Below are 25,722 nucleotides of genomic sequence, written 5' to 3' on the forward strand. Positions count from 1 at the left end.
TCACGCGGCAGCGGGATTCTCCGCCTCGGCACGCGTACCACGGCGCGCCAGAATCGCCCGGTACTGGATGATGATGACCACGCCCATGAGGACGTAGAGCGCCGAGATCCCCCACGGGCTCACGATCGCGCCCAGGGAGATGAACCCGGCCGCGAGCGCCTGGGCGATGCGGATATTGAGGTTGTACGCGGCCATGTACCGCGGCCTGCCCTGCTCGGGCGCCAGCTCCGCCAGCAGCGACTGCTTGACCGGCACGTTCATCAACTCGCCGATCGTCAGCACCAGGCAGGCGAGCAGGAGCACCCAGGCGGAGTGGCCGACCGCGAGCACCGCGAAACCGCCCGCGAACATGGCAATGCCCGCGTACAACCGCATCCGGTCGGACATCCGGCGCAGCAGCACGTGCATGAACAACGCCATGATCACCACGAGAACGGTGTTCTCCGCCTTGAGCAGGCCGAGCATGCGCACACCGTCGACATCGCCGAACGGGAACAACCGCTGCACCGGCAGATCATCGGCCAGCCGGACCCCGATGTAGTTGCTCATCTGCAGTTCGAGCGTCATCCCGAGGGTGGCGGCGATGAGCAACCGCCCGAAGGTCCGGTCGACGAGCACCAGCCGGTACCCGTCGACGAACTGGCCGAACCCGGATCGCTTGGCGGGCGGCTCGCCGGTCGCGGTTTCCGGCTTGGTCTCGGACACGAACAGGACGGTGACCAGAAGGGCACCGCCCATGCCGACGGCGGCCACCGCGATCAGCAGACCGAAATGCGTGCCGTACAGGAAACCACCGAGCATGGCGCCGCCGGCCAGCGCCAGGTTGACCGCCCAGTAGTTGACGGTGAAGACGAACTTGCGGTTTTCCGGCGTCGTCACATCGACGATCATCGAGTCGTTGGCGGGCATCGCGATGCTGGTGGAAAACTTGACCAGGGCATAACTGAAGAACACCGCGAGCGGACCCCAGCCGGCGAAATTCGCGACCGTCATCAGCACGAGGAACCCGCAGGCCGCGAACTCGCCCGTGATCAGCACCGGACGGCGACCCCAGCCGTCCGACAGGTGGCCGCCGACCAGCATGGCGACCATCGCGGCCGCGGCGAGGAGCAGCACGAGCGCACCGGTGGCGACGACGCCGACCCGGGACGCGAGGTAGATCGCGATGAACGTGGCGATCATCGTGTCCATCAGCCGCTGGACGAACAGCACCCCGATCCGGATCCGGACATTGCGGTGCAGCGCGAGAAATCCCATCAGGCTACGACCTGCCCGGCCGGCACGGCGGTGTCCACCTCAACCTTGATCAGCTCACGCACCTGGTCCGCGCGAGCCCTCACCTGCGCGGCGTCGGCGCCGGTGAGGATCACGAAACCATGGCGGGTCTTGGAGTTCACGGTCTCCGGAATCCGGTCCCCGGCCGCGAACGGGAAACTCAGCGTGTCCACGAAATCCAGCCCTCGCACCTCGTCGAGCCCCGACACCGACCGCAGCGTGCCGATCGGCAGGCTCAGGTAGGCGATGTGCCCGACCTTCCTCGGCGTGTCCAGCCTCGGCGCCTGCCCGGCGAGGGCCGCGAAGATACCCCGCTCCATGTCGAAACCCGTTGCCAGCGCGGCAACCTGGGGAATCTTGTCCCCGCCGAGCCTGGCCTGGGACTCCACCAGGGCCGGCCCGTCTCCGGTCAGGATGACCTCGGTGTGCGCCGGGCCGCACGAATATCCCACGGCGTCAAGGAGTTCGATTGCGAGCGCGGCCACCGCCCGGGTTTCCGCCGTGTCCGGCTCGGGAAAGATGTGCCCGAGCTCGACGAAGTGCGGCAGCGGGCCGAGGAGTTTGCGGGTCACGCCGATCACGTGATGCACACCGCGCACCGTCAGCGTCTCCACGCTGAACTCCGGGCCGCGCAGGTATTCCTCGACGAGCAACGGCCCGTCGTAGCGGTAGGAGGCCAGCGTGTCGCCCCAGGCGGGCAGGTCGGCGGGGTCGGTCAGCAGGAAGGTCCCCCGGCTGCCGGCCAGCGTGGTGGGCTTGACCACCACCGGCAGCGTGAAGTCCGCCAGCAGCCCGGCCACGTCCTGCCAGCACCGCGCGGTGGCGAACCGCACCGAGGAAATACCCTTGTCGCGCAACAGGGTGCGCATCGCGAGCTTGTCGTTGAGCAGCGCGACGGACGCCGGGGGGTTGACCGCCTTGCCCAGTTCGGCGGCCACCTCGTAAGCCGGCATCATGGTGTCCTCGCCGCCGGTGTGCCAGACGTGGTCGGCCTCGAACTCACGCACCGCGGCGCGGATCGCCTCGGTGTAGGCCGCGTGGTCGGTGAAGTCCACCAGGCGGAAGTCGTCGGCCTGCGCTCTGACGTCCTGAAGGTACCGGGTGGCGTGCGCGCCATACAGCCGATCGGCCACGGCGGGATCCCAGATCGCGCTGATCCGGAACCCCTCGCTCCGCGCCTTACCGATGAACGCCCGGTAGGGCATCACCATGACCAGATTCGGCATTTCGTTCTCCCCTCGCGACAATCAGCGCTTCGCGACCAGCACGTACTCGTGCGCGCGGTTGGTCACCATCGGATCCTCGGGCTCGCCTTGCCTGGGGTACAGGTGGATTCGCTCATCCCCCAGCGTGAGGTGCCGGCCGAGGACACGTGAGGTGTCCCAGGCCAGCGGCACGAATCGGCCGGCGATCCGCCGGTTGTGCACGCACACCACGGCGTGGGCACCCGGCCGCATGACCCTCGCCATGCTCGCGAACACGTCGTCGAGGGCACCCAGGTAGTCGTCGTAATCCCGCAGGGCGTAGAACGTGGACTCGGTGTCGTCGGCGTAGTTCGTGCCGAAGTACGGTAAATCGCACAGCACCATGTCGACCGATTCGTCGTCCAGCGGTGGTTTGCGCGCGTCCCCGCAGATCATGGTCTGCCCCTCGTAGCCGGCCAGCCGCTCGCGGGCGGCCTCGACGCGGGACTTTTCGATCTCCACGCCGATCCCGCGCCTGCCCTCGACGGCACACGCGACCATGGTGGTCCCCCAGCCGGCGAACGGGTCGAACACCAGATCACCCGGTTCGCTCAGTTCCACGATCAGCGGGCGCAGCTGGCTGACCCACGCGGTCTGGGCCATCGAACCCCGCATCACGAATTCGGGATCCTCACCCTCGAGCAGCCGCCAACTGGTCACACTCATCGCGTTCCCCCTCCGCACGGTCGGTCCGCCGTCGTGACAGAGCATGACCGGCGCGTCCATCGGCGAGCCATCGAACGTGCATCGCGAGGCTTGGCCTGGCTACTCCGGGCGCGTGGACACCACGATCTGCTGCGCGGCGGCCTCGGCGGTCCGGCCGGCGACATAGGGATCGTCCGCGGTCGCCAGTACATGACCTATCCGGTCCTCGTTGACCCGCAGGGGACGGACCAGCGCGCCGGGTCCGGGGTACACCACGGCCTCGTGCACGCCGGGCACCAGCCGCGCCACGTCCACGCCGGTCACCGTGTCCACCACGCCCGGTTCCGCGGTCAGGTAACGGATCGCCGCGCCCCGCGCCGGTCCGGCCCCGGCCACCGTCACCGGCTCGCCGAGGTACTGGCGGACCACCAGCTCCATGGTGTCCACGCCGAGGCTGCGATCCATCAGCTCGGTGATCCGGCCCCCGGCGGGGCGGGGGTTGATTTCCACGAGCTTCGGGCCGTCCGCGGTGTACTTCAGCTCGATGTGCGCGATGCCGAGATCGAAGTCCACCGCCTGCGCCGCGGCCACCGCCGCCCGCGCCAGCCCGTCGCGGACGGAGTCCGGCAGCGCCGTGGGAAAGGTGTGCCCGAGCTCGACGAACCGGTTGTGCCCGCCGACGATCTTGTCGGTCACCCCGAGCACGCGTACCGATCCCGCCGCGGCCAGCACCTCCACGCTGACCTCGAACCCGACCAGGCACTCCTCGACCAGCACTTCGCGATGCCGGGGCTGGCCGCGCAGGTTCGTCGGCACCGACACGATGGCACGGAAACCGTCGATCACCTCGGCCATGGTGGCGCACCGGACGACGTGGAACCCGCTGGTCTCGTCCGCCGCCTTCACCACGCACGGCAGGCCGATTTCCTCGGCGGCCCGCGCGGCTTCCTCCGCCGTGGTCACCGCGCGGAACTCCGGGATGGGCACGCCGCGCTCGGCGCATCGCCGCCGCTGGTCGGCCTTGTTCCTGGCGACCCGGATGCCGTCCGGGTCCGGGCCGGGCAGGCCGAGCAGGCGGGCCGCCTCCGCGGCCGGCACCACCTCGTACTCGGCGACCGACAGCAACGCCGACAACGGCTCCCGCGCGTTGACCTGCTCCACCGCCGCCATCAGCGGGGCCAGCTCGTGGGTCGGGCAGGACACGAACTCGTCGACACACGTGCTCAGCACCTCGGTGCCGCCGGCCGCCGCGTGATACCGATCCAGCCCGCAGTTGAAGAAGATGACGTGCAGGCCCAGTTTTCTGGCCGCCCGCAACGCGTCGAACCCGGACCCGGACAGGTTCGACTCGACGAATCCGATACGCCTCATTGAAGAAAGTCCGTTCTTGTCATCGAGGTTCGTCCAGACGGCCCCGGACGAACCTCACTCGTAGTTCAGGCCGCCGGTACGGGCGCGCTTGATCTCGAAGAAATGGGGGTTGTTCGCCAGGCTCAACGCACCGTCGAACACCCGCACCGCCTCGTCGCCGCGCGGGATGGCGTTCAGCACCGGCCCGAAGAACCCGACGCCGTCGATGTGGATGGCCGGGGTGCCGAGGTCCTCGCCGACCGGGTCGAGCGCCTCGCGGTGGCTCTTGCGCAGCGCCTCGTCGTAGTCGGTCCCGTCGGCCGCCTCCGCGAGCTCGGCCGGCAGTTCCACCTCGGCGAGGGCCTGCGCGACGACCTCGGCGTAGTCCTTGTTGCCGCCGTTGTGGATCCGGGTGCCGAGCGCGGTGTAGAGGTCGCGCAGCACGGCGTTCCCGTGGTGCTGCCCGGCGGCGACGCACACCCGGACCGGCCCCCACGCGCGGTCACAGAAGTTCCGGTACCACTCTTCGATCTCCCGGTTCTCGTTGAGCACCGACAGGCTCATCACGTGGAACTTCAGGTCGATGTCCCGGTTCCGCTCCACTTCGAGAATCCACCGGGAGGCGATCCACGCGAACGGGCACGCCGGGTCGAAGTAGAAGTCGACCTTGGGGGCAGTCACTGACATCGGGGGTTTACTCCTTTGGTGGAAATAGCGAATCAAGCCTGCCGTAACCGAGCAATGGCATTTCGGGGCTCAGTTGCCCCTCGGTGAGCAGGCCACCGGCGAGCTGCCCGGCGACGGCATAGGCCGCCTGCGTCAGGGTGGGTCCGACGCTGACCCGCCGCACTCCGGCCGCCCGCAGCCGCTCCACGGTCGCGCCGCCTGGGCCGGTGAACACGTTGACCGGCAAGGGAGATCGCGCGACGAGCGACTCGATCACCGCGAGGTCCGACAGCGCGGGCACGAACAAGCAGTCCGCGCCGGCGCCGGCGTACTCCCGCGCCCGGCGCAGCACCTCGGCCGGGCGGGTCTCCGGATCGCCGATCTCGCGCGAGTACACATCGGTCCGCGCGTTGATCACGAAGCCCGGCACCCCGTAGGCCACCGCGGCCGCCCGTGCCGCCCGAACGCGCGCCGCAGCGACGTCGGGCTCGTACAGCCCGGGTTCGCCGGCGGGCCCGTCCTCCAGGTTGATCCCGACGGCACCCGCGTCGAGCACGGCCGTGACGGTCCCGGCCACATCGCCTTCCGCGGCGCCATAACCGGCCTCGATGTCGGCGGTGACCGGGACGTCGACGACCCCGGCGATCCGCCTGATCGCGGCGAACAACTCGGCGCGCGGCACGTGCTCCCCGTCGCGGTGGCCGAGGCTCCAGGCCACCCCGGCGCTGGTCGTGGCGATGGCCGCCGCGCCGGCGTCCGCGATCACCCTCGCACTGCCCGCGTCCCACGCGTTGGGCAGCACGAGGATGCCTTCCGCGTGCAGCGCCAGCAGCCGTTTCGCCTTGTCCGCCAAGGCTTCCCCCATCACCTGTCCCCCGCTTCGGTAGCCACGACCCGCATCCAGCCGAACTCGTCCGGCGCGGCGCCGTACTGGATATCCAGCAAGGCCTCCCGCAACCGCGACATCACCGGGCCGGCCTTGCCACCGCCCACGGTCCATTCCCGCTCCGTGGACACTACGTGCCCCACCGGCACGATGGCCACGGCGGTGCCGGTCGCGAACGCTTCGGTGATGCGCCCCTCACGGCAGCCCGCCTCCCATTCATCGAGCGTGACCGGCTGTTCCGTCACCTGGTAACCGAGCCGCCCGGCCAGGCGCAGGATCGAGTCGCGGGTGATACCGGCCAGCAGCGCGCCGCTCAGCGCCGGCGTGACCAGGCGCGGGCCGCCGGGGGCCGCCTCGACGAAGAACAAGTTCATGCCGCCCGCCTCCTCGACATAGCGGCGCTCCCGCGCGTCCAGCCACACGACCTGGTCGCAGCCGTTGGCCGTGGCCTGCCGCTGCGCGAGGTAGGCGCCGCCGTAGTTGCCGCCGCACTTGATCTCGCCGGTGCCGCCCGCCGCGGCACGGATGTAGTCGGTGGCCGCCCACAACCGCACGGGTTTGGGTTCCGCGGCGAAGGCCGGTCGCACCGGCCCGCCGATCAGCGCGAACAGGTACTCCTCCGCGGGGCGGTTGCTGAGGTGCGTCTCCGAGGCGATCATGAACGGCCGCAGGTAGAAGCTGTGTCCCCGGGCGGGCGGCACCCAGGCGCCGTCGGCGAGCAGCAGCGCGTCGAGCGCCGCGACGAAGTCCTCCTCCGGCAGCGGCGGCATGGCCATCCGGCGTGCGGACCGGTTGAACCGGCGGGCGTGGTCGGCGGCGCGGAACAGGGCTCGCCGCCCGCCCGGCCGCCAGAAGGCCTTCATGCCCTCGAACACCGTCTGGCCGTAGTGAAACGCCATGGTGGCCGGGTGCAGGGACAGTGCCGCGAGCGGCTGGACCCTCGCGTCGTGCCAGCCCCGCTCGGCCTGCCAGCGGATGGTCACCATGTGATCGGAATAGATCGCGCCGAACCCCGGCGTGCCGAGCAGTTCCGCCCGGCGCTCCGGTGAGGTCGGCTCCGCTCGGTCCCAGGCGAATTCCGGGGGGGTGGTGGGGGTCGTGGTGGGGGTCATTGTGGCTCCTTGAGGTGGGTGAAGCGGGCGAGTGTGGTGTCGACCAGTGGTCCGGAGATGCCGGTGTAGCCGGTGGGGTCGAGCAGGTCGGACAGGTCCGGGCCGGATACCCCGGCCTCCTTCAGCGCGGTCGCGAGCGTGTGGGCGAGGTCGGTGCCGGTGCGCTCGGTGTCGGCGGTCGCCTCGGCGAGCAGGCGTTTGGCCTGGCCCCTGCCCAGCAGCGGGGTCAGGGCCACCATGACCCGCTCGGAGACGATCGCGCCCCGGGTCAGCCGGAGATTCGCGGCCATCGTCTCCGCCGACACCCGCAACGCCCCCACCAGGCGGGCGGCGTTCGCGGCGGCACCGGCCGTGATCCGCAGACACTCCCGCAGCGGCTGCCACTCCGCATGCCAGCCACCCGAGGACCGCTCGTCCTCCACCACCATGGACTGAAACACCACCAGAGCAACCGGCGGCACCTGCCGGGCCGCGGTCGCCACCAGCGTGGCCAACACCGGATTGTGCTTCTGCGGCATCGCCGAGGACACCCCCCGGCCCGGCACCCGCTGCTGGCTGACCTCGCCGATTTCCGTACGGGACAACACCAGCACATCAGCGGCCAACTTCCCCAGCGCACCAGTGGTGACCAGCAACGCCGCGGCCACATCCACCACCGGCGTGCGCACCCCGTGCCAGGGAAAAACCCGCCCCACCAGACCCAGCCGCGCGGCCACCAAGCCGGGCAACCGCACCGTGGCATCCACCGGATCCCCCGCATACTCCCGGTAGGCGGCAAGCGTGCCCGCCGCACCCCCGACCGACACCGGCAAACCCGCCCGGGCCCGCCGCACCCGCTCCACCGCATCCAGCACCAACTGCAACCAGGTGGCCACCTTCAACCCGAACGTCACCGGCACCGCATGCTGAGTCAAGGTGCGCCCCGCCATCGGAGTGTCCCGATACCGCCCAGCATGCCCCGCCAGCCCCTCCGCACACACCAGCAAATCCCGCTCCACCCGCTCCAAAACACCCCTGCACAACAAAACCAACGCGGTATCCAAAATGTCCTGACTGGTCCCACCACGATGCACATACTCCGCGGCAGCCGGATCCACCACCCCCACCGCACGCGTGAACTCCCCCACAAACGCCACCACCGGATTCCCTGTCTCCCGCACCCCCGCCGCCACCACCGCCACATCAACACTCCCCGGCACCGCGGCAGCCCGAATCGCAGCAGCAGCACTCCCCGGAATCACCCCCAACTCCGCCTGCGCCTCAGCAAGCGCAACCTCAACATCCAACATCGCCCTCACCAGCGCGGCATCATCCACCAACTCAGCAACCCCCGTCGCCACCCACGCCGGCGCCAACAACCCATAATCCTCAACACTCATGCCGTCTCCTCCACGAATTCGCGCACGACGGTGGTGGTGGGTGGGTCTCCTCCCCAACACCCCCGGCTGGGGCCAAGCCTGGTGGGGCGACCTGGCGGCCGCGCGTTGCGACAAGGGGTGTCATGCCTTCGCCACCCTCATCAGCAGGCGGCAGGCAGGGTCACCCTGCCGGAGGCAGGCGGTCGCGCAGTTGCGGGTGAGCTCGACGCCGAGGCCTTCGGACCAGCCCGCGTGGATGTCGGTGCACGGGCATTCGTAGCCGCCCAGGGAACCGGCCATCCGGACCATGGTGACGGCGAAGTTCTGCCGCATGGTCAGCTCGATCTCGTCATCGGCAAGCACGCTCGTACCACCGTCGCGCAGCTCACTCGGAAACATCCACTCCGAGCAGGCGTCGTAGCGCTTGCGGAGCTCCTCGATCCCGGCCGCGGGCCCACCGCCGAACTGCCGCACGATCCGCTTGCCGACCTGGGTGGCCACGTACCGGATCGCCTCCGCGTTGATTTCGTTGGCGACCTCGTGCCCGTACCGCTTGGCCACGCCCTGATACCAGCGGGCGTCGTGCAGCCACCACTGCCGGTACACGTCGATGGGGCGCGGTGCGCCTGGTTCGGCGGCCGTCACCGGGCGACCTCGCCGAACTCGCCGGCGGCGACGCGGGCGCGGAAGCGCTCGCGCATCTCGCGTTTGAGCACCTTCCCGGTGGCTCCCTTGACCACCTCGCCCGCGTCCATGCGCAGTGCCGTGGTCAGCCGCGGGAAGCCGGCGCCGGCGAGCACTTCGTTGACCCGTGCGGTCCAGTCGGCGTCGTCCGGGCCTGCCACACCGGGGCGGACCTGGAGCAGGACATAGGCGTCGGCCACCCCCTCGCCGTCCCAGTCCGCGCGCACCCCCTCCGGGGCGACCGCCACCACCGTGCAGTCGTCCAGCTCGGGCAGTTCGCGCAGCAGCAGTTCCTCGGTGCGGGTGCTGAACACGATCCCGGCCGTGGTGCGGATCGCGTCCGGTACCCGGTCCAGGTGGTAGAAGTTGCCCTCTTCGTCGCGATAGGAGAGGTCGCCAGTGAGCCAATAGCCGCCGAGCCGCAGCCGGTGGAAGGTCAGCGAGTCGTTCCAGTATCCCGGGGTGAGCGTTGGCGAGCGGACGCCGAGGCGCCCCACCTCGCCCGGCGGAAGCGGTTTGCCGTCCTCGGAGAGCACCGCGGCTTCGGCGAAGCTCATCGGCCTGCCGACACAGCGGCCGAACGACGAGCTGCCCGGCCTGTGTCCATTGTGGAACAACGAGTACCCGGTCTCGGACGAGCCGAGACCGTCCGTGAACACCGAACCCGGCACGCGGCGCCGGACCAGGTCCCGGTCGACGGTTTCGTGACTGCCCTGCTCGATCAGGACCTTCACGTGCGCCTCGTGCGCGGCGTCGCCGGTGTTGTACCAGGCCTCCACACTGGACAGATCACGCTGGGAAAGGTCCAGCGCGGCCATCTCACCGTAGGTGCCGGCGAAGGCGAAGACCGTGCTGGGCCGGAACCGTTCCATGGCGTCGACCACGTCGGCGCCGCGCTGGCTGGACAGCAGCAGAACCGGCGAGCGCAGCAGGAGACCGAACATCATCACCGACATGGCGGCGTTGTGCGAGCCTGGAAGCGCGACCAGCAGTCTGCTCATCGCGGTGCCCACCGAGAGCTTCAGGCGATGCAGCTGCGCGTAGAGCAGGGTCTGGTGGGTGTGGGGAACGGCCTTGGGCATGCCGGTGGTACCCGAGGAGTGCGAAATGATGATCGGGTCGGTCTCGTGGTGGGCGTACGGGTAGCCCGCCGGGAGCGGCTCACGGGCATCGGCCCGGATTTCGGCGGCCGTAACGCAAAATCCGAGGTTTCCGCGCTCGCGTTCGGTGTCCATGTTCGCGTGGTGGGCCCGGTCGGTGATGGCACCCACGGCACCCTGGCGGCGCACGTACTCCCGGGCGATCTCCGGCCGGAGATTGCCGTTGACGAACGACGGGATCGCACCCAGCGAGGTCAGCGCGAAGAAGTTGATCGCGAACTCGGTGGTGGAGTAGGTGTGGATGGCGACCGGGTCCCGCGGCCGGACACCCCGCGCGTGGTACCAGCCCGCGTAGATCTCGACCACGTCGTGCAGTTCGCCCAGGGTCAGCACGGCGGGGCGACTGCCGTCGGGGGCCTGCCACGTCGATTCGGTCCAGAGCACTTCCTCGTCCATCGGCCTGCCATAGGCCTTCAGCCGGTGGATCACGTTGCCCGCGCCCAGGCTGGAGTCCTGCGCGATCTGCGCCCGTTCGGCTTTGTTGATCATGGTTGCGTTCCTCGGGTTCGGGCGGCCAGGTCGATCAGGCCGCGGAGGCTGCCGTATCCGGTCGTGGGGGCCACTTCGGGTGGCTGGAAGATCTCGTCGTCACGGTCGATCACGATGGCGACGGCGCGATCCGCCGAGGGCGGTTCGGTGCCGAGCTCGCGATGAGCCGCGGTGGTGCGTGCGGTGCCCGCCAGCTCGACGCCGATGAGCAGGACCCGGTCCAGCTCGCCGTCTTCGAGCAGAACCCGGGCGGTGGCGAACAGTTCGCCCGCCAGGTCGTCCAGAGTGGACAGTGAGAGCAGCGGGCCGGTGATGCCGAACTCGCGGCTGATGTGACCCAGAACGGCGTTCGCGGTGCTCTGCATGAACAACAGCGGGTTGTGCGCCTGCCCGGCGGCCAGCCTGCGGCTGCCGAGGTCGAGGGTCGTGGCGTCCCCCATCATGCTGGCCAGGACCACCGCCGTCCTCGCGCCGTCTCCTGGACACGCGCTCAGGCACCGCTGGGCCACCTGGTACACGAGCGGGTTGAAAGTGGACTCCACGAAACCAGGCACCGGCGGGGCGGAAGCGTCCGCGGTCGCAACGATCATGATCGCTCCAGGACGAGCGCGGTATTGGCGCCGCCGAACGCGGCGTTCACGGTCAGGGCGCGACGCAAACCGGCCCGGCGCGGCCGGTTCGGCACGTAGTCCAGGTCGCATTCCGGGTCGGGCTCGGTGAACCCGGCGGTCGGCGGGAGTACGCCGTCCATCAGCGCCAGCAGGGTGATGACGAACTCCACCACCCCGGATGCCTCGAGGAGGTGACCGGTCACGCCCTTGGTGGAGCTCACCGGCACCGTGTCCGCGGCCGCGCCGAAGACCGTGCGCAGCCCACAGGTCTCGGCGGGGTCGTTGTGCCGGGTCGCCGTGCCGTGTGCGTTGACGTAGTCGATCGGGGCCCCGCCCGCCCGGCGCAGGGCCTGCTGGACCGCGATGGCCAGCCCGGCGCCCTCGGGATGCGGCCGGGCGACGTGGTAAGCGTCGGAAGCGGCACCCCAGCCGGTCACCGCGCCGAGCACCCGCGCACCGCGGCGCCGCGCGTGGTCCGGCGATTCGAGCAGGACGGCGGCGGCCCCGTCGCCCAGCAGCAAACCGCTGCGGTCGGCGGAAAACGGCCGCACCTCCCCCTTGCCCGACAGCGCGAACCCCGAATCGAACTTGGCCAGGTTCTCCTCCTCGACCAGGTATCCCCCGGCGCAGAGCGCGGTCTCCACGCGGCCGGCGGCGATCAGCCGGCACGCGTGCGTGATCGCGCTCGCCGAGGCGACGCAGGCGTTGGTGAACGCCATCCTCGGGCCGTGCAGCCCGAGCCTGCTGGCGAGCAGTTCCGCCTGCCGCGCGGGCACGGTGTCGGCCACCCGGGGGCCGCCGCTCTCGCGCCAGAACCGGGTCAGGCCGGCGAAGTCACCGGCGGTGCCCACCAGGACGGCGGTATCCCCGCCCTCCGGCAGCCCCGCCATGGCGACGGCGGCTTCCGCGCGGTCGTACAGGACCTCTCGCAGTGGCGCCGGCTCCCCGGCGGTGGCGGCCGCCTTCGTGCGGTACCCACTGGTGTCGAACCGGGTGATCGGGGCGAACACCGGATGGCCGCCGAACACGCCGTCCCGGACGGCGTCCGCCCCGGTGCCGAACACGGTCCGCACGCCGAAGCCGGTCACCAGGACGTCATGGTTCATTGACGCTCGCCAGGTATTCGGTGATCCGGCGCACGGAGGTGAACCGGGTGAGCTGGTCCTCGGCGGGTTCGATCAGCAAGCCGAATCGCAACTCGAGCTGGTGCAGGAACCACACCAGGCCCAGCGAATCCAGCATCAGTTCGGCATCGTCGCCGAGCTCTTCGGGCAGGTCAGGGAAGATCTTCGGGTCGGCCAGCAGGCCGCGCACGTCGGCGGTGGTGATCCGCCCCAGCCGGTTCATGCCTTCGCGCCCCGCCGGACGAGGTCGGTGACCAGTTCGCCGAGTTTCATCGCGCCCAGCGGCTCGATGTCGGTTTCCGGGAACTCGATGCCGAACCGCCGCTCCAGCCGCATGGTCAGCTCGATCAGGCTGAGCGAGTCGAGGTCGATACCCCCGGCGCCCATGGGGCTGTCGTCGCCGATCTCGTCCTCGGTCAGCGGATGGTTCATGTCCTTGACCACGGTGCTGAGCACGAAATCGCGGATCTCGGTCTCCAAGGTCGCTTCCATGACGGAACCCTTTCTGTCTGAATCACGGATTGGGAGAAAGCGCGAGCAGGGCGTCGCGGTGCCGGACGAGCTTGCCGTTGGATGTGCGAGGCAGGGCGGACAGCACGTGGATCACGCGCGGCACCTTGTAGTCGGCGAGCCGCTCCCGGCACCAGCGCAACAGGTCCTCCGACCGCACGTCGCCGGCTTCGGCACACACGTAGGCCTCGGTGACCTCCGAGTGCACCACCACCGCCTCGCCGACCATCGGGTGCCCGCGCAGGACCGTCTCCACCTCGGCCAGGTCGAGCTTGAGCCCGCCGATGACCACCAGGGAGTCGGCGCGGCCCAGCAGCCGCACCGCGCCCGTCTCGTCGAGTTCGGCGCGGTCCCGGGTGCGCAACCAGCCGTCCACGTAACGGCCGTCGCCGGGCGAGTGCAGGTACGGGGAACCATCCGGGAGTTCGACGTCGAGTTCCGCGTCGCGAATCCGCACGCGCATCCCGGGCGCGGGCGGTCCCACCGCGGGCCGCGAAGCGCCGCTCACGTCCATCGCGATGACACCGCTTTCCGTGGTGCCGTAGGACTCCCCGACCGCGAGACCGAACCGCTCGGCGAACCGCGCCGCCGTCTCGAGCGGCATGATCTCGCCACCCGAGACGGCCGCGCGCAAGTCAGGCAGCGCCGGAAGGTCACGCGCGGTGCTCAGCAGCTCGTAGTGGAACGGCGTACCGAACACCGCGTGCACCCGATGGCGGGCGGCCGCCGCCAGCATGTCGCGCGCCGACACCCGCCGCGCGAACACCACGGAGACACCCGTGGCCAGCGAGTGCAGCAACCCCGCGATCAGGCCGAAACTGTGCGCGGTCGAACTCAGCAGCAGCACCCGCTCACCACGCACCGGCATGCCCTCGATCCGGGTGAACCGGTCGATCTCCGCCGCCAGCGACGCGGCGGTTCGCCCGATCACCTTGGGCATTCCGGTCGACCCGGAGCTGAACTGCACCAGCGCGTGACCGGCGCCCGTGACGTCCGCGCTGGCGAGACCGTCGTGGCAGGGGGAGGTGATCAGCTCGTAGCCCAGCCGGAAACCGAGCGAGCCCTCCGTGCCGCCGGCCCGGATCAGCACCTGCGGCCGGCACAGCACCCGCAACGCCGCGACCTCGGCGGCCTTGAGCCGGTGGTCGACCAGCATGACCTGCGCTCCCAGCCGCCACAGCGCGAGCATCGCCTCGAACTGGGTGCGGCTGGGCGGCACCTGGAGCATCGCCGTGCTGCCCGCGCCGATGCCGAACCCGGCGAACACCGCGACTTCCCTTGCCACGGCCGCTTCGATCTCGGCCCGGCTGACGACGTGGTCTTCATGGATGAGGTAGGCCAGCTCGCCGGGATGGGCGGCGAACAGCTCGTCGACGAGGTTTGACATCCGTGTGGCCATCAGCTTTCCCTGCAGAACTCGCCGATCGGAATGCCCACATGCCGCTGGTCGGTGGCCAGATAGCCGAGCAGCTCGTCGCCACGGCGCAACTCGGTGACGTTGCGGACCTTGCCGCCGGGGCCGAGCACCCGCACGTGCCAGTCGTCCTGCACGGTCAGGCTCACCGCGACGTCGTCGGCGGACCTCGCGGTGATGGTCAGCAGCGGCCGGGATTCCAGCTTGGCCCGCCCGATCAGGACGCGCCGGGTCTTCCCCTCGGCGTTGACCGCCAGCGTGGTGCCGCCCGACCGCAGCTCACTGAGGTAGTTGGTCCGGTTGCCCGGGCCGAGCACGTAGGAATGCAGAGCGCCCGCGTTGACCCGGAACGGCCGGGTCGGCATGTAGGGCAGCGGGTGGGTTTCGCTGCAGCACAGGATGAAACCGGTCGAGTAGGAGCCGACGAGGATGCCTTCGTCCTCGGCGAAATGGCTGCAGGTGTCCACACACACCCGGTCGCCGAGCCCGTGATGCTCGATCTCGTCGACAATCAGCGTGGTCAGCTCCAGCGGCGGCGAGTCCGCCTCCAGCAACCGGGCCAGCGCGAACACCTCACCCGCGTCGCGGGGCGCCAGCAGGACCCCGTCCGAACCGCGTTCGAGAACGTCGAGCACGATCGCCGCCTCTTCGAGATCGGCGCAGACGGTGACCAGTTGCCCTGGTGCGCGGTCGGCGGCGGCGAGCACGATCTCGAGGGGGATCTTGGTCGGATCAGCGAAGCGGACCACGGTGTGCGGCAGGGTGGTCGCCGCGGCACACGCCAGATTCAGGCTGTCTTCGTCGTGCACGTCCACCCAGCCGACCGCGTTCTCGCCGGTGCCGGCGAGCGCGTCCACCTCGGCCCGGTTCGACACCGTCGTGACCGTGACGCCCACGACGGTCGGCGGGAGTTTCCGCAGGACTTCTTCGTCGGCGAGCACGCCGGCGACGCGGGCGTGCACCGCGGCGTCCAGAACGGCCTCGAGCTGTGGCTGCGCGACTGCGCGGAGATCGATCCATGCGAACTTCATGCTGCACCTGTCCTCATCGTCGTGCGGTGAGTGGTCGGGTTCGTCGGGCCGACGTCGCTGAAATGCACGACGTCGGCAAGCCTGGACACCAAGGCGCCGGGCGAGGGGGAGGAGAAGACACGTCGGCCGATGGCCAGGCCACGGCACCCGGCGAGCATCAGCGAAGTCGCGTAGTCCACCGGGTCCGAGCCGTCGGGCGGGCCGCCCGCGGCCAGGACCGGGATCGGGCAGTTGTCCACCACGGCGGCCATCTCCGCCAGCCGCAGCGGCACGGACGTCTTGACCAGGTCGGCGCCGAGATCCGCACCGATGTTGACCGCGTGGGTCAGCAGCGCGGGATCATGCGGGTCGGCGATGTGCGGGCCCCGCGGGTAGATCATGGCCAGCAGCGGAATGCTCCAGGTGTCACAGGCCCCGGCGACGGCGCCGAGATCGGCGAGTTGCGCGCTTTCGGTCTCCGAGCCGAGGTTGACGTGCACGCTCACCGCGTCAGCGCCGAGCCGCACGGCCTCCTCCACCGCACCGACGAGCACCTTGGCGTGGGTGTCGGGCGCGTGTGCGGTCCCGGCACTCAGGTGCACCACGAGCGCACAGGCGCCGAGCAGGTCGGGCGGAATCGTGCGGGCCCGGCCCTTGTGCACGACGATCGCGTCCGCACCACCCTCGACCACGGCCCGCACCAGCGAGCGCCAGCGAGCCTGAGGCACCACGGGACCCTCCGACACGCTGTGGTCGAGCGGGACGAACAGGTGCCTGCCGTCCCCGGTGCGCGAAAGTCTGCGCATCCGGAATGATTTCCCGATAGTGGCCATCGACGAGTTCGCCTCTCTGGCGCGGGTGGATCGCGATGCGTAATCGCCGAGATCAGACTGGCACGGGGACCGCGGAGAAAGCAGATATTGAATAGCGATAACTTCGCCGTTATGGCGATCTGAGAAATTTCTGAGCTCGCTCTGCCATGATCGGTCGGTGTTCCCGCGAAGCGATTTCCGGCGGAGGTCCCGGTGACAGTGACGGCGCAGGTCACGCGAATCGCGATCGCCTGCCACGGTGGGCGCGGGCACACCGCCCGGCTCGCGGAGGCGGTATGCACCGGAGCGGGCAGAACGCCCGGCAGCGAGGTGATCGTCGTCCCGGTCGAGCGGATCACCAGCGCGCAGTGGAACCAGCTCGACGACGCCGACGCCATCGTGTTCGGCGCGCCGACCTACATGGGCACCGCGTCCGCGGCCTTCCACGCGTTCGCCGAGGCCACCGCCAGACGCTGGCTCATCCGGCGGTGGCAGGACAAGCTGGCGGCCGGATTCACCAACTCCGGTTCCATGGCCGGGGACAAGTCGGGCACCTTGGGATTTTTCGCCGGTCTCGCCGCACAACACGGCATGGTGTGGGTCAGCCTCGGCCTCGCCCCCGGCTGGAATTCCACAACCGGCAGCGAATTCGACCTCAACCGGCTTGGTTTCTATCAGGGCGCGGCCGCGCAGTCGAACGTGGACGACAGGTCGGGCAAGGTGCACGAATCGGACCTGGCCACCGCGGAACACCTGGGCGCCCGGGTGGCCTGGCTGGCTCGGATCGTCGTCGCCGGACGAGCGGTACTGGCCCGATGAGTTCACTACCCGAGCCGGTGACCGCGGGAGGCGAAGACCACGCGGTCACCGGCGTCCCGCGGCCCTGGTTCGCCGTCGCCGTGGCCGTCCTCGCCCAGACACTGGTGCTGCTGGACAACACGATCCTCAACATCGCGCTGGACACCCTCGCCGATCCGGTGCGCGGGCTCGGCGCGAGCTCCGCCGAACTGGCCTGGGCGGTGGCCTCGTACTCCCTGGTCTTCGCCGCGGGTGGGTTCGCGGGTGGTGCGCTCGCCGACCGTTACGGCCCACGGCGCGTGCTGATCGGCGGCCTGCTGGTCCTGGCCGGCTCCGCGACGGTCGCCGCGTTCTCGGTCAACGCCACCGAACTGATCGTCACCCGCGCGTTCATGGGGGCCGGCGGAGCGCTGATCACCCCGGCGACACTCGCCGTCGTGAGCCGGCATCCCCCCGCGGCCGCGCGCACCAGGGCGATCGCGATCTGGGCCTCCTCCGGCGGGGTCGCCGTCGCGCTCGGGCCGGTGGCCGGCGGCCTGCTGCTCAGCCATTTCCACTGGGGCGCGATATTCCTGCTCAACCTGCCGGTGGCGGCCGTGTGCCTGGCCGGCGTGGTGAAACTGGTGCCCGAACTGCTCTACGCGGGCCGCCGCGTGCTCGACCCGGCGGGCCTGGCGCTGTCGATGCTCGGTATGGGTTCGCTGGTGTACGGCATCATCGAAGGCGGTGGCAGGCCCGGCTGGACGAGCCCGCTGACGATCGTGCCGGTGCTGGCCGGTGTCGCGCTGCTGGTGACCTTCGTGCTGGTGCAGCGGGGCCGGGAGAGGCCGGGCTTCGACGTGCGGCTGTTCGCCGCGCCCCGGTTCAGCGGCGGTACCGTGGCCCTGCTCCTGCTGTTCTTCGGGCTGGCGGGTCAACTTTTCTACTGCGCCTTCTACCTCCAGGGCGTGCGCGGGCTGTCCCCGCTGGCCGCCGGTGCGGTCATGACCGCCGCCGCGGGCGGGATCGTCACCGGCAATCAGCTGTCCCCGGCGGTTTGCAAGCTGCTGACCGTCCGGTGGGCCACCGTCGCCGGTATCTGCGTCGCCGCCGCCACCTTCGGCGCGTACCTGTTCTTCGGCCCCGGCACCCCGGTCGCGTGGATCGTGTTGATGCTGTTGGTACAGGGCGCGGGCATAGGTGCGGTGGTCGCGCCGATGACGGCCGAGATGATGGCGGCCCTGCCCGCCGGTCACACCGGCGCGGGCGCGGCGATCAACGCCGCGACCAGGCCGGTGGGCAGCACGCTCGGGGTGGCGGTGCTCGGCTCGATCCTGGCCGCCGGGTACCGGACCGCGATCCTGCCCGCGCTGGCGGACCTGCCGCCCTCGGCCAGGGACCGGGTGCTGGATTCCGCCGAGTCCGCCCGCTCGGTCGCTGTCGTGCTGGGCAGGCCGGGACTGGCCGCCGCCGCGAACGACGCATACCTGCACGCCATGTCCGTCGCCGCAATCTGGACGCTCGGGCTGTCCCTGGCTGGTGTGCTCCCCGTCATCGCCTGTTTCCGGCCGCGAAAGTGAGGGACTTGGAGAATGAAACTGGGTTTGCGCCATCTGCGGATCGTGCTCACCGTCACCGACGCGGGCAGTATCAGCCGCGCGGCGATCGCCATGAAGGTCGCGCAGTCCGGGTTGAGCACCCAGCTCCGCCGGATCGAGCAGACGTTCGGCGCCCCGCTGTTCGAGCGCCGTCCGGACGGGATCCTGCTCACAGATCTCGGCGTGTACGTCGTCGGCAGGGCCCGCAAGCTCCTTGACCAGTTCGACGACCTGGTGGTCACGACCCGGGCGCTGGCCAGGCACGACCAACCCCCGCCGGCTTTCGCGCTCGGCGGCGTGGACAACCCGTGGGTGCCACTGATCGCCACGCACATCAGGGATCGGATGGCACACCGTGAACAACTGACCTTCGTGGAGCCCTCATCGGAAGCGGTGCTGGAGCTGCTGCGGTCCGGGAAGATCGTCCTGGCCGTCGTCCACGAGTTCCCCGGGGTCGCGCCGCCTCGGCTAAACGGGCTCCGCGTGCGCGAACTCGGCGTCGAGCCGGTGCTGGCGGGCCTCGGCCCGGCGCACCGGCTCGTCCAGCAGGACCTGATCTGCCTCAGCGAGCTGGCCAAGGACACCTGGGTCGCGCCGGGCGACCGCACCGACGGCCTGCGGCTGAGCCTGCGCCTCGCCTGCGAGCGAGCGGGTTTCTCACCGCGTTTCCGTTACTTCGGCGCCGATCAGGCCACGGCTGCGGCGATCGTGGGTGCCGGGAACGCGGTCGCCGTGTTCCCCGCCGACGCCTCCGGGTCGCTCCCGATCGTCATGAAGCGGCTCGTCGGCGGCCAGCTCTGGCGCCGGACCTTGTTGGTCTGGCCCGCCGACTCCCCACTGGCCGGGCTAGCGGAAAACCTTGATGTTGCCTCACTCGGCCGCAAGCTGCATGCCGCCTCGTGAGCCCGCCGAGTGCTTCCCGCCGGGCAGCGGGCCACACTGCTGCCGTGGCACCGTGTCCACCCGCTTGGCGGCCGGAAGCACGGCGGTGAACCGCGCTCCCTCCCCCAGCCTGCCTTCGGCCGAGATCCGCCCGTGGTGGTTCTCGATCACTTCGCGGACCAGCGCCAGCCCGAGCCCGAATCGCTGCCCTCGGCCCCCGTCTCCCCTGGCGAACCGTTCGAAGAGGTGCTCGGCCGTGCCGGGCGCGAACCCGACACCGTTGTCGCCGACGGTCAGCCGCACCGTGCCCGGAATCTCCGCCGTCACGGACACCGTGATCTCCCCGCCCGGCGGGGTGTGCCCCAGCGCGTTGTCGATCAGCGCGGCCAGCACCCTGCGCAGCGCGGGTGCGACACCGATGACCAGAAGCCTCCCGGGGCCCTGTCGCACGCTGATCGTCACGCCCGCCGCCTCGGCCCTGGCGTCCTCGGCCGCCGCCGCCTGCACGGCCAGCTCCCCGAGATCGACCGGGTCACGCGGCCCCGACGACCGGGACAGTTTTGCGGACAGCAGGAGATCGTCGATGACGTCGCCGAGTTGCCGCGTGCCCACCACCAGGCGTTGCAGGTCCGCGGAGAGCTGCTCGGGCGAAGTGGTGGCGCTGACCCGCCGCGCCAGGAGCTGGGCACGGGTGTGCAGCTGGGTCAGCGGGGTCCTCAGCTCGTGACTTGCGTCGGCGACGAAGCGTTGCTGGCGGTTCAGGGCGTCACACAGGGGGGTCATGGTGCTCCGGACGAGCATGCCGCTGGCAACGGCGACGAGCACCAGGCCGATCAGTTCGGCGGCACCGAACGCCAGCAGGAGGTTCGCGCGAGCGGAGTCCTGGAACCGTTCGTTGTAGGCCGCCTGAACCACCTCGTCGCCGCGCCGCGCGGTGCGCACGGTGAAGTGGTCGCCGTTCCGCTCCGCTCGCTCCAGGATGGGCGGCGCGCCGTCGCGGACCGCGCGCAGGCTCGACTCGACCACCACGCCGGCGGGCGCGCCCGGCGTGGTGGTCACCACGCCCTGGCGTTCGACGAACATCCAGACACACACCGGCGGGCTGGCGACGGTGTTGTGCTCGATGGCCCACTGCGTTTCCCGCTCGGCCTCGGCACGCTGGCAGTAGAGCACGAGAAAGAACACCACCGACCCGGTCAGCAGCATGATCACCGACATGACCACCGCGATCCGCCAGCCGATCGTCCGCTGCGCTCTGGTCAGCTCTCGCCGCCCCACGTCGGGTGCGGCCCGCCGCTCGTGCAAGGTCAGGATGGCGTTCACAGCGTTCCGATCTGGTAGCCGCGGCCGTGCACGGTACGCACCACCTGGCGCCCCAGTTTGCGCCGCAGGTAGTAGACGTAGGTGTCGACAACGGATTTGGCGGAAGTGTCGGGGAAGACCTTTTCGCGCAGCCGCGACCGGTCGTGCGCCGCCTTGGGGTCGGCCGCGAGAGTGTGCAGCAGGTCGAACTCCCGCGCCGACAGATCGATCATCGCACCGTCGGCCAGGCAGGCCGCCCGCCGCCGAGCATCCAGGCGGCCGGCACCGAGCGGCAGGCTCTCGGCACCATCCAGATCTCGCCGGCACAGCGCCCGGATCCTGGCCAGTAACTCGTCCAGTTCGAACGGTTTCACCAGATAGTCGTCGGCACCCGAGTCGAGCCCGGAGACACGATCCTCCAGTTCGCCCAGCGCCGTCAGCATCAGGACCCGGCCGGTCACACCGACCCGTCGCAGGCGCCGCACCAGATCCAGGCCGTCGATACCCGGGATCATCCGGTCGACGATGATCACCTGGTACCTGCGGCTGAGACCCAGATGCAGGCCGCGATACCCGTCGTGAGCCACATCGATCCGGTACCTCTCGGCCCGGAACAGATCCACCAGCATCCCCGCGGTGTCCCGGTCGTCCTCGATCAGCAGGAGCCACACGTCCTCGGGCAGCTGCTCCGCATTACGTGGAGAAATCACCGGTTCATCCTTGCAGCATTAAGAGCAGGTTTCGAGACACCGATCGTTCGGGTCGATGCGGACGATCGGCTGCGGCCGAACGGACCAGCCACACCCCGTACACGGCCGATCGGAGATGCTTGCCGCGCAACGTCTTCCCAGGGTAGCGACTGGGCTGGAATCGGGATCGGCCCGTAGTCCGGCGCGATTTCCCACTGAGTCCATTGTGGATAGACCAGCCCCGAGGGAAGGAGAACCCGGACGTCATCCGGCCCGAAGCCAAACGGCCCATCCAAACGATCTTCACGGCAGCCCACCGATGGCACGCCGGCCGAGCCGCTGGAACTGGTCCATTTGCCGGTCAGCCAGATCAACGGCCGCAGCGCCTGAGTCGACTCCGGCGCCAAGACCGCCCGCAAGGCCGGTGTGACCGAGGAGCCGCCGGCGTCGCAACCTGGCGCGAGACCCTTACTTCGCCCAACGCGCCACACCCGCCCTCGCCGCAGCCGCCACCCGGCCGGCGTGACGAACCTGTTCACAAGGCCCCGCGCCATCACCGAGCAAGTCGCCGCACCTGAGGGTGACCAGCCAATCAGCCCAGCTCAGACCCGGTACCCGCAGGTCAGAAGCCACCCTGCTACCCTCTCCCACGGAGGATTGGCCGAGCGGCCTAAGGCGCACGATTGGAAATCGTGTTGGGTGTAACAGCCCTCACGGGTTCGAATCCCGTATCCTCCGCCAGCTACCAGGCGAAACGCCGGGCGACCCGACCACCGGGCGCTCGGTGTTTTGCCGTCGGGTTGCAGTTCAGGTTGCAGTAGCACCAGTTCACCCAGGCACAGGCACCCCCGCCGGGCCGTCGTCATCCTCGCCCAGCAGCTGCCGGAACAGCCGCGCCCAGTGCTCCGGAAGCGATCCGGCCAGCTGACGAATCGTGGCGCGCTGGTCCTCGGTCAACTCGGGGCCATCGTCCTCTTCCGCATCCGGCGCGGCCCACATGTGCCCACTGACCATCTCGGCCACGGCCATCACGAGCAGTAGGGGCCGCGCGGGAGACGAACTGCTCAACCGGCCCGGTGTCGCCGGAATCGGTGCCGAACTCGACATACAACCGGCGCCACAGCTCGTTCCCGGTCCGGGTGAACCCGAGCGCGCCGAGTGCGGCGCCGCGTTCGAGCCGTTCGGCCAGCTGGGCGCCGAGCCCGTTCACGATGGCCAGGGGTGCGCCTTGGCCGCCGGGGCAGGAACCGGGCACGGGCGACCATGACCGGTAGGAACCGGTTGTAGGTGCCCCCGGCGAGATCGGAGGCGGAGACCTTGGCGCGGAACTCTTCCGGGGTGATGTGGGCGGTGAGACCGACGTGGCTGGACGGCGACGAAGCAGTAGTCGTTGGTGTAGTGGTTGCCGTTCGTCAGAGTCGCCGTCATGGTTTCCTCCACGATCACTCGCTCGCCGTCGGCATGGAGGCCGTGGAACGTGACCGCGACGTCACGCACGAACAAGCGACGGAAGTCCTCGGCGAGGAAGCGCGTGATCGCCTTTTTGCCGACCATGTGCCTGGGGCCTCCAGGGCGATCGCCGTGGCGTTCCCTGGAGGAGCAGGCCACTCGGCATCCTCGGTGAAGACCGCGTCGATCTGATCGACGTCGTGGCTGGCAAACACCTGCCATGCATTCTGCACGATAGCGCGGCTCTGCTGAGACATGCCGCGACGCTAGGCGAGTGGAGAGAAAAAGGCTGGCGGTTTTCCGCCATCATCACTGACTACTGTCCGTGAACCGGGAACTGGCCGTCCGCGGGGAATTCGAACTGGCCGCTGTCACGCCGCAGCGGCTGCGCGCGGAAAAAGAGCTGGCTGATTTCCGCCAATGTCGATCTCCGCGACCCATCCCCACCAAGTGGGGAGAACGACGCCAAAGCATGCGCCACGGGCTACGCCGACGACCCATCCCCGCGTGCGCGGGGAGAACCTGACCGGTGGGTTCCCTTGTACGGACCTGTCGGACCCATCCCCGCGTGCGCGGGGAGAACACTTCCCGACCTGCGCATTTATCCGCCAGTGAGCCTATTTTTGATCGGTGCGACTGACAGCAACCCGCAGCCGTACGACTTCGCCCTGCCGATCCCCGCGAGGATTGCCTCGCGGGCTGCCCCGGGATCCCGCACGACCGCGGTGCCGTCGAATTGGACCAGTACATGTGCCATCGTCAAGGGCTGTGAGCCGCGTTGGCGTACACCTTTGAGGATCTCTTCCCGGCTGATCGTCGCGCTTTCGATGTCGAGCCCGTACTCGTCAGCTCGGCGTTGCCACCAGGTGAGAGCGCCATTACCGCGAAGGCCGCGTACCTTGCCGCGTCCTGTATCCGCCGACGGTTCCCGGCGAGTGGGGTTTGCCGCGATGCGGTATCGCACGAGGGTTCCGCGTTCGAGGTTGTCCAGTAGTGCCGACAGATCACGCGTGGAGTTGACGGCGTAGCCAGGTGGGAGGCGTGTGAAATCGGGGTCTGTTAGGGACTGAACGAGGACGACGGTTCCGGCGCGTCCTTGTTCAACCCGGTAGAGCACGCCGGCGGCTTGACGGCTCCCGGGCCCGAACTCTCCGGGGCAGCATAAGCCGGTGGTCCTTTGGTGCATCCGGTCGCAGTTGGCGAGATCGTCCGCCACATCACGATGGCGAGGGTTAAGCACCAACTGCGTCAATGTCGCGGTTACGGTGAACATACTTTGTTTCCTTGCCAAATCTTTGAAAAGTTCATGGACAACAAGCCAGACGACAACAAGCATCCCCGCGTGGGCGGGGAGGACCCTGGATAGATCAGGTTCGGGTTCGGGATGTTGGACCCATCCCCGCGTGCACGGGGAGAACCTTTTGACCAGCACGTTTGGTCCCAGCCTCACCCATTTTTGATTACTTCGGCTACGGCCCGGAGGTAGTCGCTTCCCATGCCTGCGCAGAGGTGGCCAGGCAGGTTGCGGCGGTATCGGTATGCGGGTCGGTATCGGTGTGCCCGTTCGTCGGGATGGAAGGTAACTGGATCGTCTGGGATCTCGTCGGCCCACACATCATCATCGGGGGGCCGTTCGTCGGCGACGAACTCGATCTCGATGGGGTCGGCCTTGTTGTTCAGGCTTCGGTGCAGAGGGATCTCCTCGTGCAGCGCTTGAACCGCGTTGGTGTGTGCACCAAAAAACAGAGGGGTTGCCGCGGGGCAGGCGCGGCGGCCGAGGTAGGGCGCCCAGTGTGGCACCCGGAGGGCGTCGGCGATTCCGGTGAGGAGGGTGCCCGGCCCGGTAACGGCAACGGTGAACGCGGCGTCACTGAGATAGTGGCGGTTGGTGACTATCGTGCCTTTCCCCTCGGCACGGCGTCCGCCGCCGGCCAGCGGCACGCTTTCCTCGCGGGTGCGTCCGCCACCCACTGTGTGAAAGTCGATCAGCCGCCGACCCGGGCGGTCGATGCGGATGGTGAACTGCAAGGGTTGGTATGGGGCGAGCGGTTCATGGCGCTGATGTCCGCTGGCTGCAGCGATCAGACCGATCAGTCCGGACCGGGTCGGATGGGTGTGTGTGTCCCTCTCGCCCCAGGTGGAGTGCGCTCCCCAGGACTGGAGCGGACCCGACAGGTGCAGCAGCAACCCGAAGGTCATACGGCACCGACCGGGATGGGCTGGTCGGAGGCAGCGGTGGTCGCATTCACGATCAGGGTGTCGAGGCTCTCGGCGGGCGTGCCCAGATGGGTGTACTCGGCGGTATCGACGCTAGCGTATCCCGACCACAACGGCCCAGTGCCGAGGAACCGTTCGAGCTGTCCGGCGTAGTCGTTCAGACGCTTCCGGGAAGGTTCGGCATGGCCGCCATCACGGGCAGGGAGGACGGGTTTCTCGAAGGCCGCCGCCAATGACAACGGATCGCGACGAAGGGCCAGGTAAACGAGGTCAGGACGCGTTGTCGCGGCCGTGACGTTTTGTTTCCCGCCCGGGATCGCGGTGGTGAAGGCCCGAAGGTAAGCATCGGTGATGGTGAGGGCCTCGTCAACGCTGCCCCCCATGTTCCTGGCGAGGTGGCCGATGTTGATGCTGGAGTAGCGGTAGAAAACCCCGCTCGTGAACTCGGCCGTCGCAAG

At 69.4% G+C, this 25,722-nt stretch carries 27 protein-coding genes and 1 tRNA gene; 4 read left to right on the forward strand and 24 right to left on the reverse strand.

Translation table 11 applies throughout. The features are described 5' to 3' along the window. The 17 genes from VJT49_RS13670 to VJT49_RS13750 form a co-directional block, all read right to left on the reverse strand. A complete protein-coding gene (locus VJT49_RS13670) occupies positions 1 to 1,257 on the reverse strand; it encodes an MFS transporter (protein WP_324165162.1) in 1,257 nt (418 codons plus the stop codon). Continuing rightward, complete coding sequence (locus VJT49_RS13675; protein ID WP_324165163.1) at positions 1,257 to 2,501, reverse strand: ATP-grasp domain-containing protein; 1,245 nt, start codon at positions 2,499 to 2,501, stop codon at positions 1,257 to 1,259. Before VJT49_RS13675 ends, VJT49_RS13670 begins: the two co-directional genes overlap by 1 nt. Before the next feature lie 21 nt (positions 2,502 to 2,522). Next, positions 2,523 to 3,185 carry a TRM11 family SAM-dependent methyltransferase gene (locus VJT49_RS13680; protein ID WP_324165164.1) on the reverse strand — a complete coding sequence of 221 codons (663 nt, stop codon included), beginning with the start codon at positions 3,183 to 3,185 and terminating at the stop codon, positions 2,523 to 2,525. A 99-nt stretch (positions 3,186 to 3,284) separates the two neighbouring features. Continuing rightward, entirely contained in the window at positions 3,285 to 4,535 is a 1,251-nt protein-coding gene (locus VJT49_RS13685) for an ATP-grasp domain-containing protein (RefSeq protein ID WP_324165165.1), read from the reverse strand. Positions 4,536 to 4,589: 54 nt separating this feature from the next. After that, complete coding sequence (locus VJT49_RS13690; protein WP_324165166.1) at positions 4,590 to 5,201, reverse strand: DsbA family protein; 612 nt, start codon at positions 5,199 to 5,201, stop codon at positions 4,590 to 4,592. A 7-nt stretch (positions 5,202 to 5,208) separates the two neighbouring features. Next, entirely contained in the window at positions 5,209 to 6,045 is an 837-nt protein-coding gene (locus VJT49_RS13695) for an isocitrate lyase/phosphoenolpyruvate mutase family protein (protein WP_324165167.1), read from the reverse strand. Beyond that, positions 6,045 to 7,178: a branched-chain amino acid aminotransferase gene (locus VJT49_RS13700; RefSeq protein WP_324165168.1), complete on the reverse strand. Its 1,134-nt coding sequence runs from the start codon at positions 7,176 to 7,178 to the stop codon at positions 6,045 to 6,047. Before VJT49_RS13700 ends, VJT49_RS13695 begins: the two co-directional genes overlap by 1 nt. Further along, a complete protein-coding gene (locus tag VJT49_RS13705) occupies positions 7,175 to 8,557 on the reverse strand; it encodes a lyase family protein (protein WP_324165169.1) in 1,383 nt (460 codons plus the stop codon). The genes VJT49_RS13700 and VJT49_RS13705 overlap by 4 nt, the downstream gene beginning before the upstream one ends. Before the next feature lie 120 nt (positions 8,558 to 8,677). After that, positions 8,678 to 9,181: a DUF6125 family protein gene (locus VJT49_RS13710; protein ID WP_324165170.1), complete on the reverse strand. Its 504-nt coding sequence runs from the start codon at positions 9,179 to 9,181 to the stop codon at positions 8,678 to 8,680. Further along, entirely contained in the window at positions 9,178 to 10,869 is a 1,692-nt protein-coding gene (locus VJT49_RS13715; protein ID WP_324165171.1) for a class I adenylate-forming enzyme family protein, read from the reverse strand. The genes VJT49_RS13710 and VJT49_RS13715 overlap by 4 nt, the downstream gene beginning before the upstream one ends. Then, positions 10,866 to 11,459, reverse strand: coding sequence for a beta-ketoacyl synthase N-terminal-like domain-containing protein (locus VJT49_RS13720; RefSeq protein ID WP_324165172.1), 594 nt, complete (start codon positions 11,457 to 11,459; stop codon positions 10,866 to 10,868). The genes VJT49_RS13715 and VJT49_RS13720 overlap by 4 nt, the downstream gene beginning before the upstream one ends. Further along, positions 11,456 to 12,586, reverse strand: a complete 1,131-nt coding sequence (locus VJT49_RS13725; RefSeq protein ID WP_324165173.1) for a beta-ketoacyl-[acyl-carrier-protein] synthase family protein — start codon at positions 12,584 to 12,586, stop codon at positions 11,456 to 11,458. The genes VJT49_RS13720 and VJT49_RS13725 overlap by 4 nt, the downstream gene beginning before the upstream one ends. Beyond that, positions 12,576 to 12,827 (reverse strand): hypothetical protein, encoded by a 252-nt coding sequence (locus VJT49_RS13730; RefSeq protein ID WP_324165174.1) that lies wholly within the window; start codon positions 12,825 to 12,827, stop codon positions 12,576 to 12,578. Before VJT49_RS13730 ends, VJT49_RS13725 begins: the two co-directional genes overlap by 11 nt. Then, positions 12,824 to 13,096: an acyl carrier protein gene (locus VJT49_RS13735; protein ID WP_324165175.1), complete on the reverse strand. Its 273-nt coding sequence runs from the start codon at positions 13,094 to 13,096 to the stop codon at positions 12,824 to 12,826. Before VJT49_RS13735 ends, VJT49_RS13730 begins: the two co-directional genes overlap by 4 nt. Positions 13,097 to 13,118: 22 nt before the next feature. Further along, a complete protein-coding gene (locus VJT49_RS13740) occupies positions 13,119 to 14,513 on the reverse strand; it encodes a class I adenylate-forming enzyme family protein (RefSeq protein WP_324165176.1) in 1,395 nt (464 codons plus the stop codon). Further along, the gene (locus VJT49_RS13745; protein WP_324165177.1) at positions 14,513 to 15,559 is read right to left on the reverse strand and encodes a 3-dehydroquinate synthase II; all 1,047 of its coding nucleotides are present in this window, start codon (positions 15,557 to 15,559) and stop codon (positions 14,513 to 14,515) included. The genes VJT49_RS13740 and VJT49_RS13745 overlap by 1 nt, the downstream gene beginning before the upstream one ends. After that, a complete protein-coding gene (locus VJT49_RS13750) occupies positions 15,556 to 16,371 on the reverse strand; it encodes a 2-amino-3,7-dideoxy-D-threo-hept-6-ulosonate synthase (RefSeq protein WP_324165178.1) in 816 nt (271 codons plus the stop codon). The genes VJT49_RS13745 and VJT49_RS13750 overlap by 4 nt, the downstream gene beginning before the upstream one ends. A gap of 192 nt (positions 16,372 to 16,563) precedes the next feature. Between VJT49_RS13750 and VJT49_RS13755 the strand changes: the two genes are divergently transcribed. The 3 genes from VJT49_RS13755 to VJT49_RS13765 are packed head-to-tail and all read left to right on the forward strand — an operon-like array spanning position 16,564 to position 19,628. Continuing rightward, entirely contained in the window at positions 16,564 to 17,169 is a 606-nt protein-coding gene (locus tag VJT49_RS13755) for a flavodoxin family protein (protein WP_324165179.1), read from the forward strand. Next, positions 17,166 to 18,707: an MFS transporter gene (locus VJT49_RS13760; protein WP_324165180.1), complete on the forward strand. Its 1,542-nt coding sequence runs from the start codon at positions 17,166 to 17,168 to the stop codon at positions 18,705 to 18,707. The genes VJT49_RS13755 and VJT49_RS13760 overlap by 4 nt, the downstream gene beginning before the upstream one ends. 12 nt (positions 18,708 to 18,719) lie before the next feature. Then, the gene (locus VJT49_RS13765; RefSeq protein ID WP_324165181.1) at positions 18,720 to 19,628 is read left to right on the forward strand and encodes a LysR family transcriptional regulator; all 909 of its coding nucleotides are present in this window, start codon (positions 18,720 to 18,722) and stop codon (positions 19,626 to 19,628) included. Here VJT49_RS13765 and VJT49_RS13770 read toward each other — a convergent pair. Both VJT49_RS13770 and VJT49_RS13775 read right to left on the reverse strand, forming a co-directional pair. Continuing rightward, on the reverse strand, positions 19,596 to 20,930 hold the full coding sequence (locus tag VJT49_RS13770; protein ID WP_324165182.1) for a HAMP domain-containing sensor histidine kinase: 1,335 nt from the start codon (positions 20,928 to 20,930) through the stop codon (positions 19,596 to 19,598). The genes VJT49_RS13765 and VJT49_RS13770 overlap by 33 nt on opposite strands. Beyond that, complete coding sequence (locus tag VJT49_RS13775; RefSeq protein WP_324165183.1) at positions 20,927 to 21,619, reverse strand: response regulator transcription factor; 693 nt, start codon at positions 21,617 to 21,619, stop codon at positions 20,927 to 20,929. The genes VJT49_RS13770 and VJT49_RS13775 overlap by 4 nt, the downstream gene beginning before the upstream one ends. A gap of 630 nt (positions 21,620 to 22,249) precedes the next feature. Between VJT49_RS13775 and VJT49_RS13780 the strand changes: the two genes are divergently transcribed. Next, positions 22,250 to 22,339: transfer RNA gene (locus tag VJT49_RS13780), tRNA-Ser, on the forward strand. Positions 22,340 to 22,426: 87 nt separating this feature from the next. Here the strand turns inward: VJT49_RS13780 and VJT49_RS13785 are convergent. The 5 genes from VJT49_RS13785 to VJT49_RS13805 form a co-directional block, all read right to left on the reverse strand. Next, complete coding sequence (locus VJT49_RS13785; RefSeq protein WP_324165184.1) at positions 22,427 to 22,666, reverse strand: hypothetical protein; 240 nt, start codon at positions 22,664 to 22,666, stop codon at positions 22,427 to 22,429. Positions 22,667 to 22,804: 138 nt separating this feature from the next. Next, positions 22,805 to 23,269: a nuclear transport factor 2 family protein gene (locus VJT49_RS13790; protein WP_324165185.1), complete on the reverse strand. Its 465-nt coding sequence runs from the start codon at positions 23,267 to 23,269 to the stop codon at positions 22,805 to 22,807. Positions 23,270 to 23,648: 379 nt separating this feature from the next. Continuing rightward, positions 23,649 to 24,320 carry a type I-E CRISPR-associated protein Cas6/Cse3/CasE gene (locus VJT49_RS13795; RefSeq protein ID WP_324165186.1) on the reverse strand — a complete coding sequence of 224 codons (672 nt, stop codon included), beginning with the start codon at positions 24,318 to 24,320 and terminating at the stop codon, positions 23,649 to 23,651. 173 nt (positions 24,321 to 24,493) lie between these two features. After that, positions 24,494 to 25,246 carry a type I-E CRISPR-associated protein Cas5/CasD gene (gene cas5e / locus VJT49_RS13800; protein WP_324165187.1) on the reverse strand — a complete coding sequence of 251 codons (753 nt, stop codon included), beginning with the start codon at positions 25,244 to 25,246 and terminating at the stop codon, positions 24,494 to 24,496. Next, positions 25,243 to 25,722, reverse strand: a 480-nt coding sequence (locus tag VJT49_RS13805) for a type I-E CRISPR-associated protein Cas7/Cse4/CasC (RefSeq protein WP_324165188.1), incomplete at its 5' end; no start/stop codon positions are given. The genes VJT49_RS13805 and cas5e, both read right to left, overlap by 4 nt.

It is taken from the genome of Amycolatopsis sp. (assembly GCF_035276945.1).
GTDB lineage: Bacteria > Actinomycetota > Actinomycetes > Mycobacteriales > Pseudonocardiaceae > Amycolatopsis_E.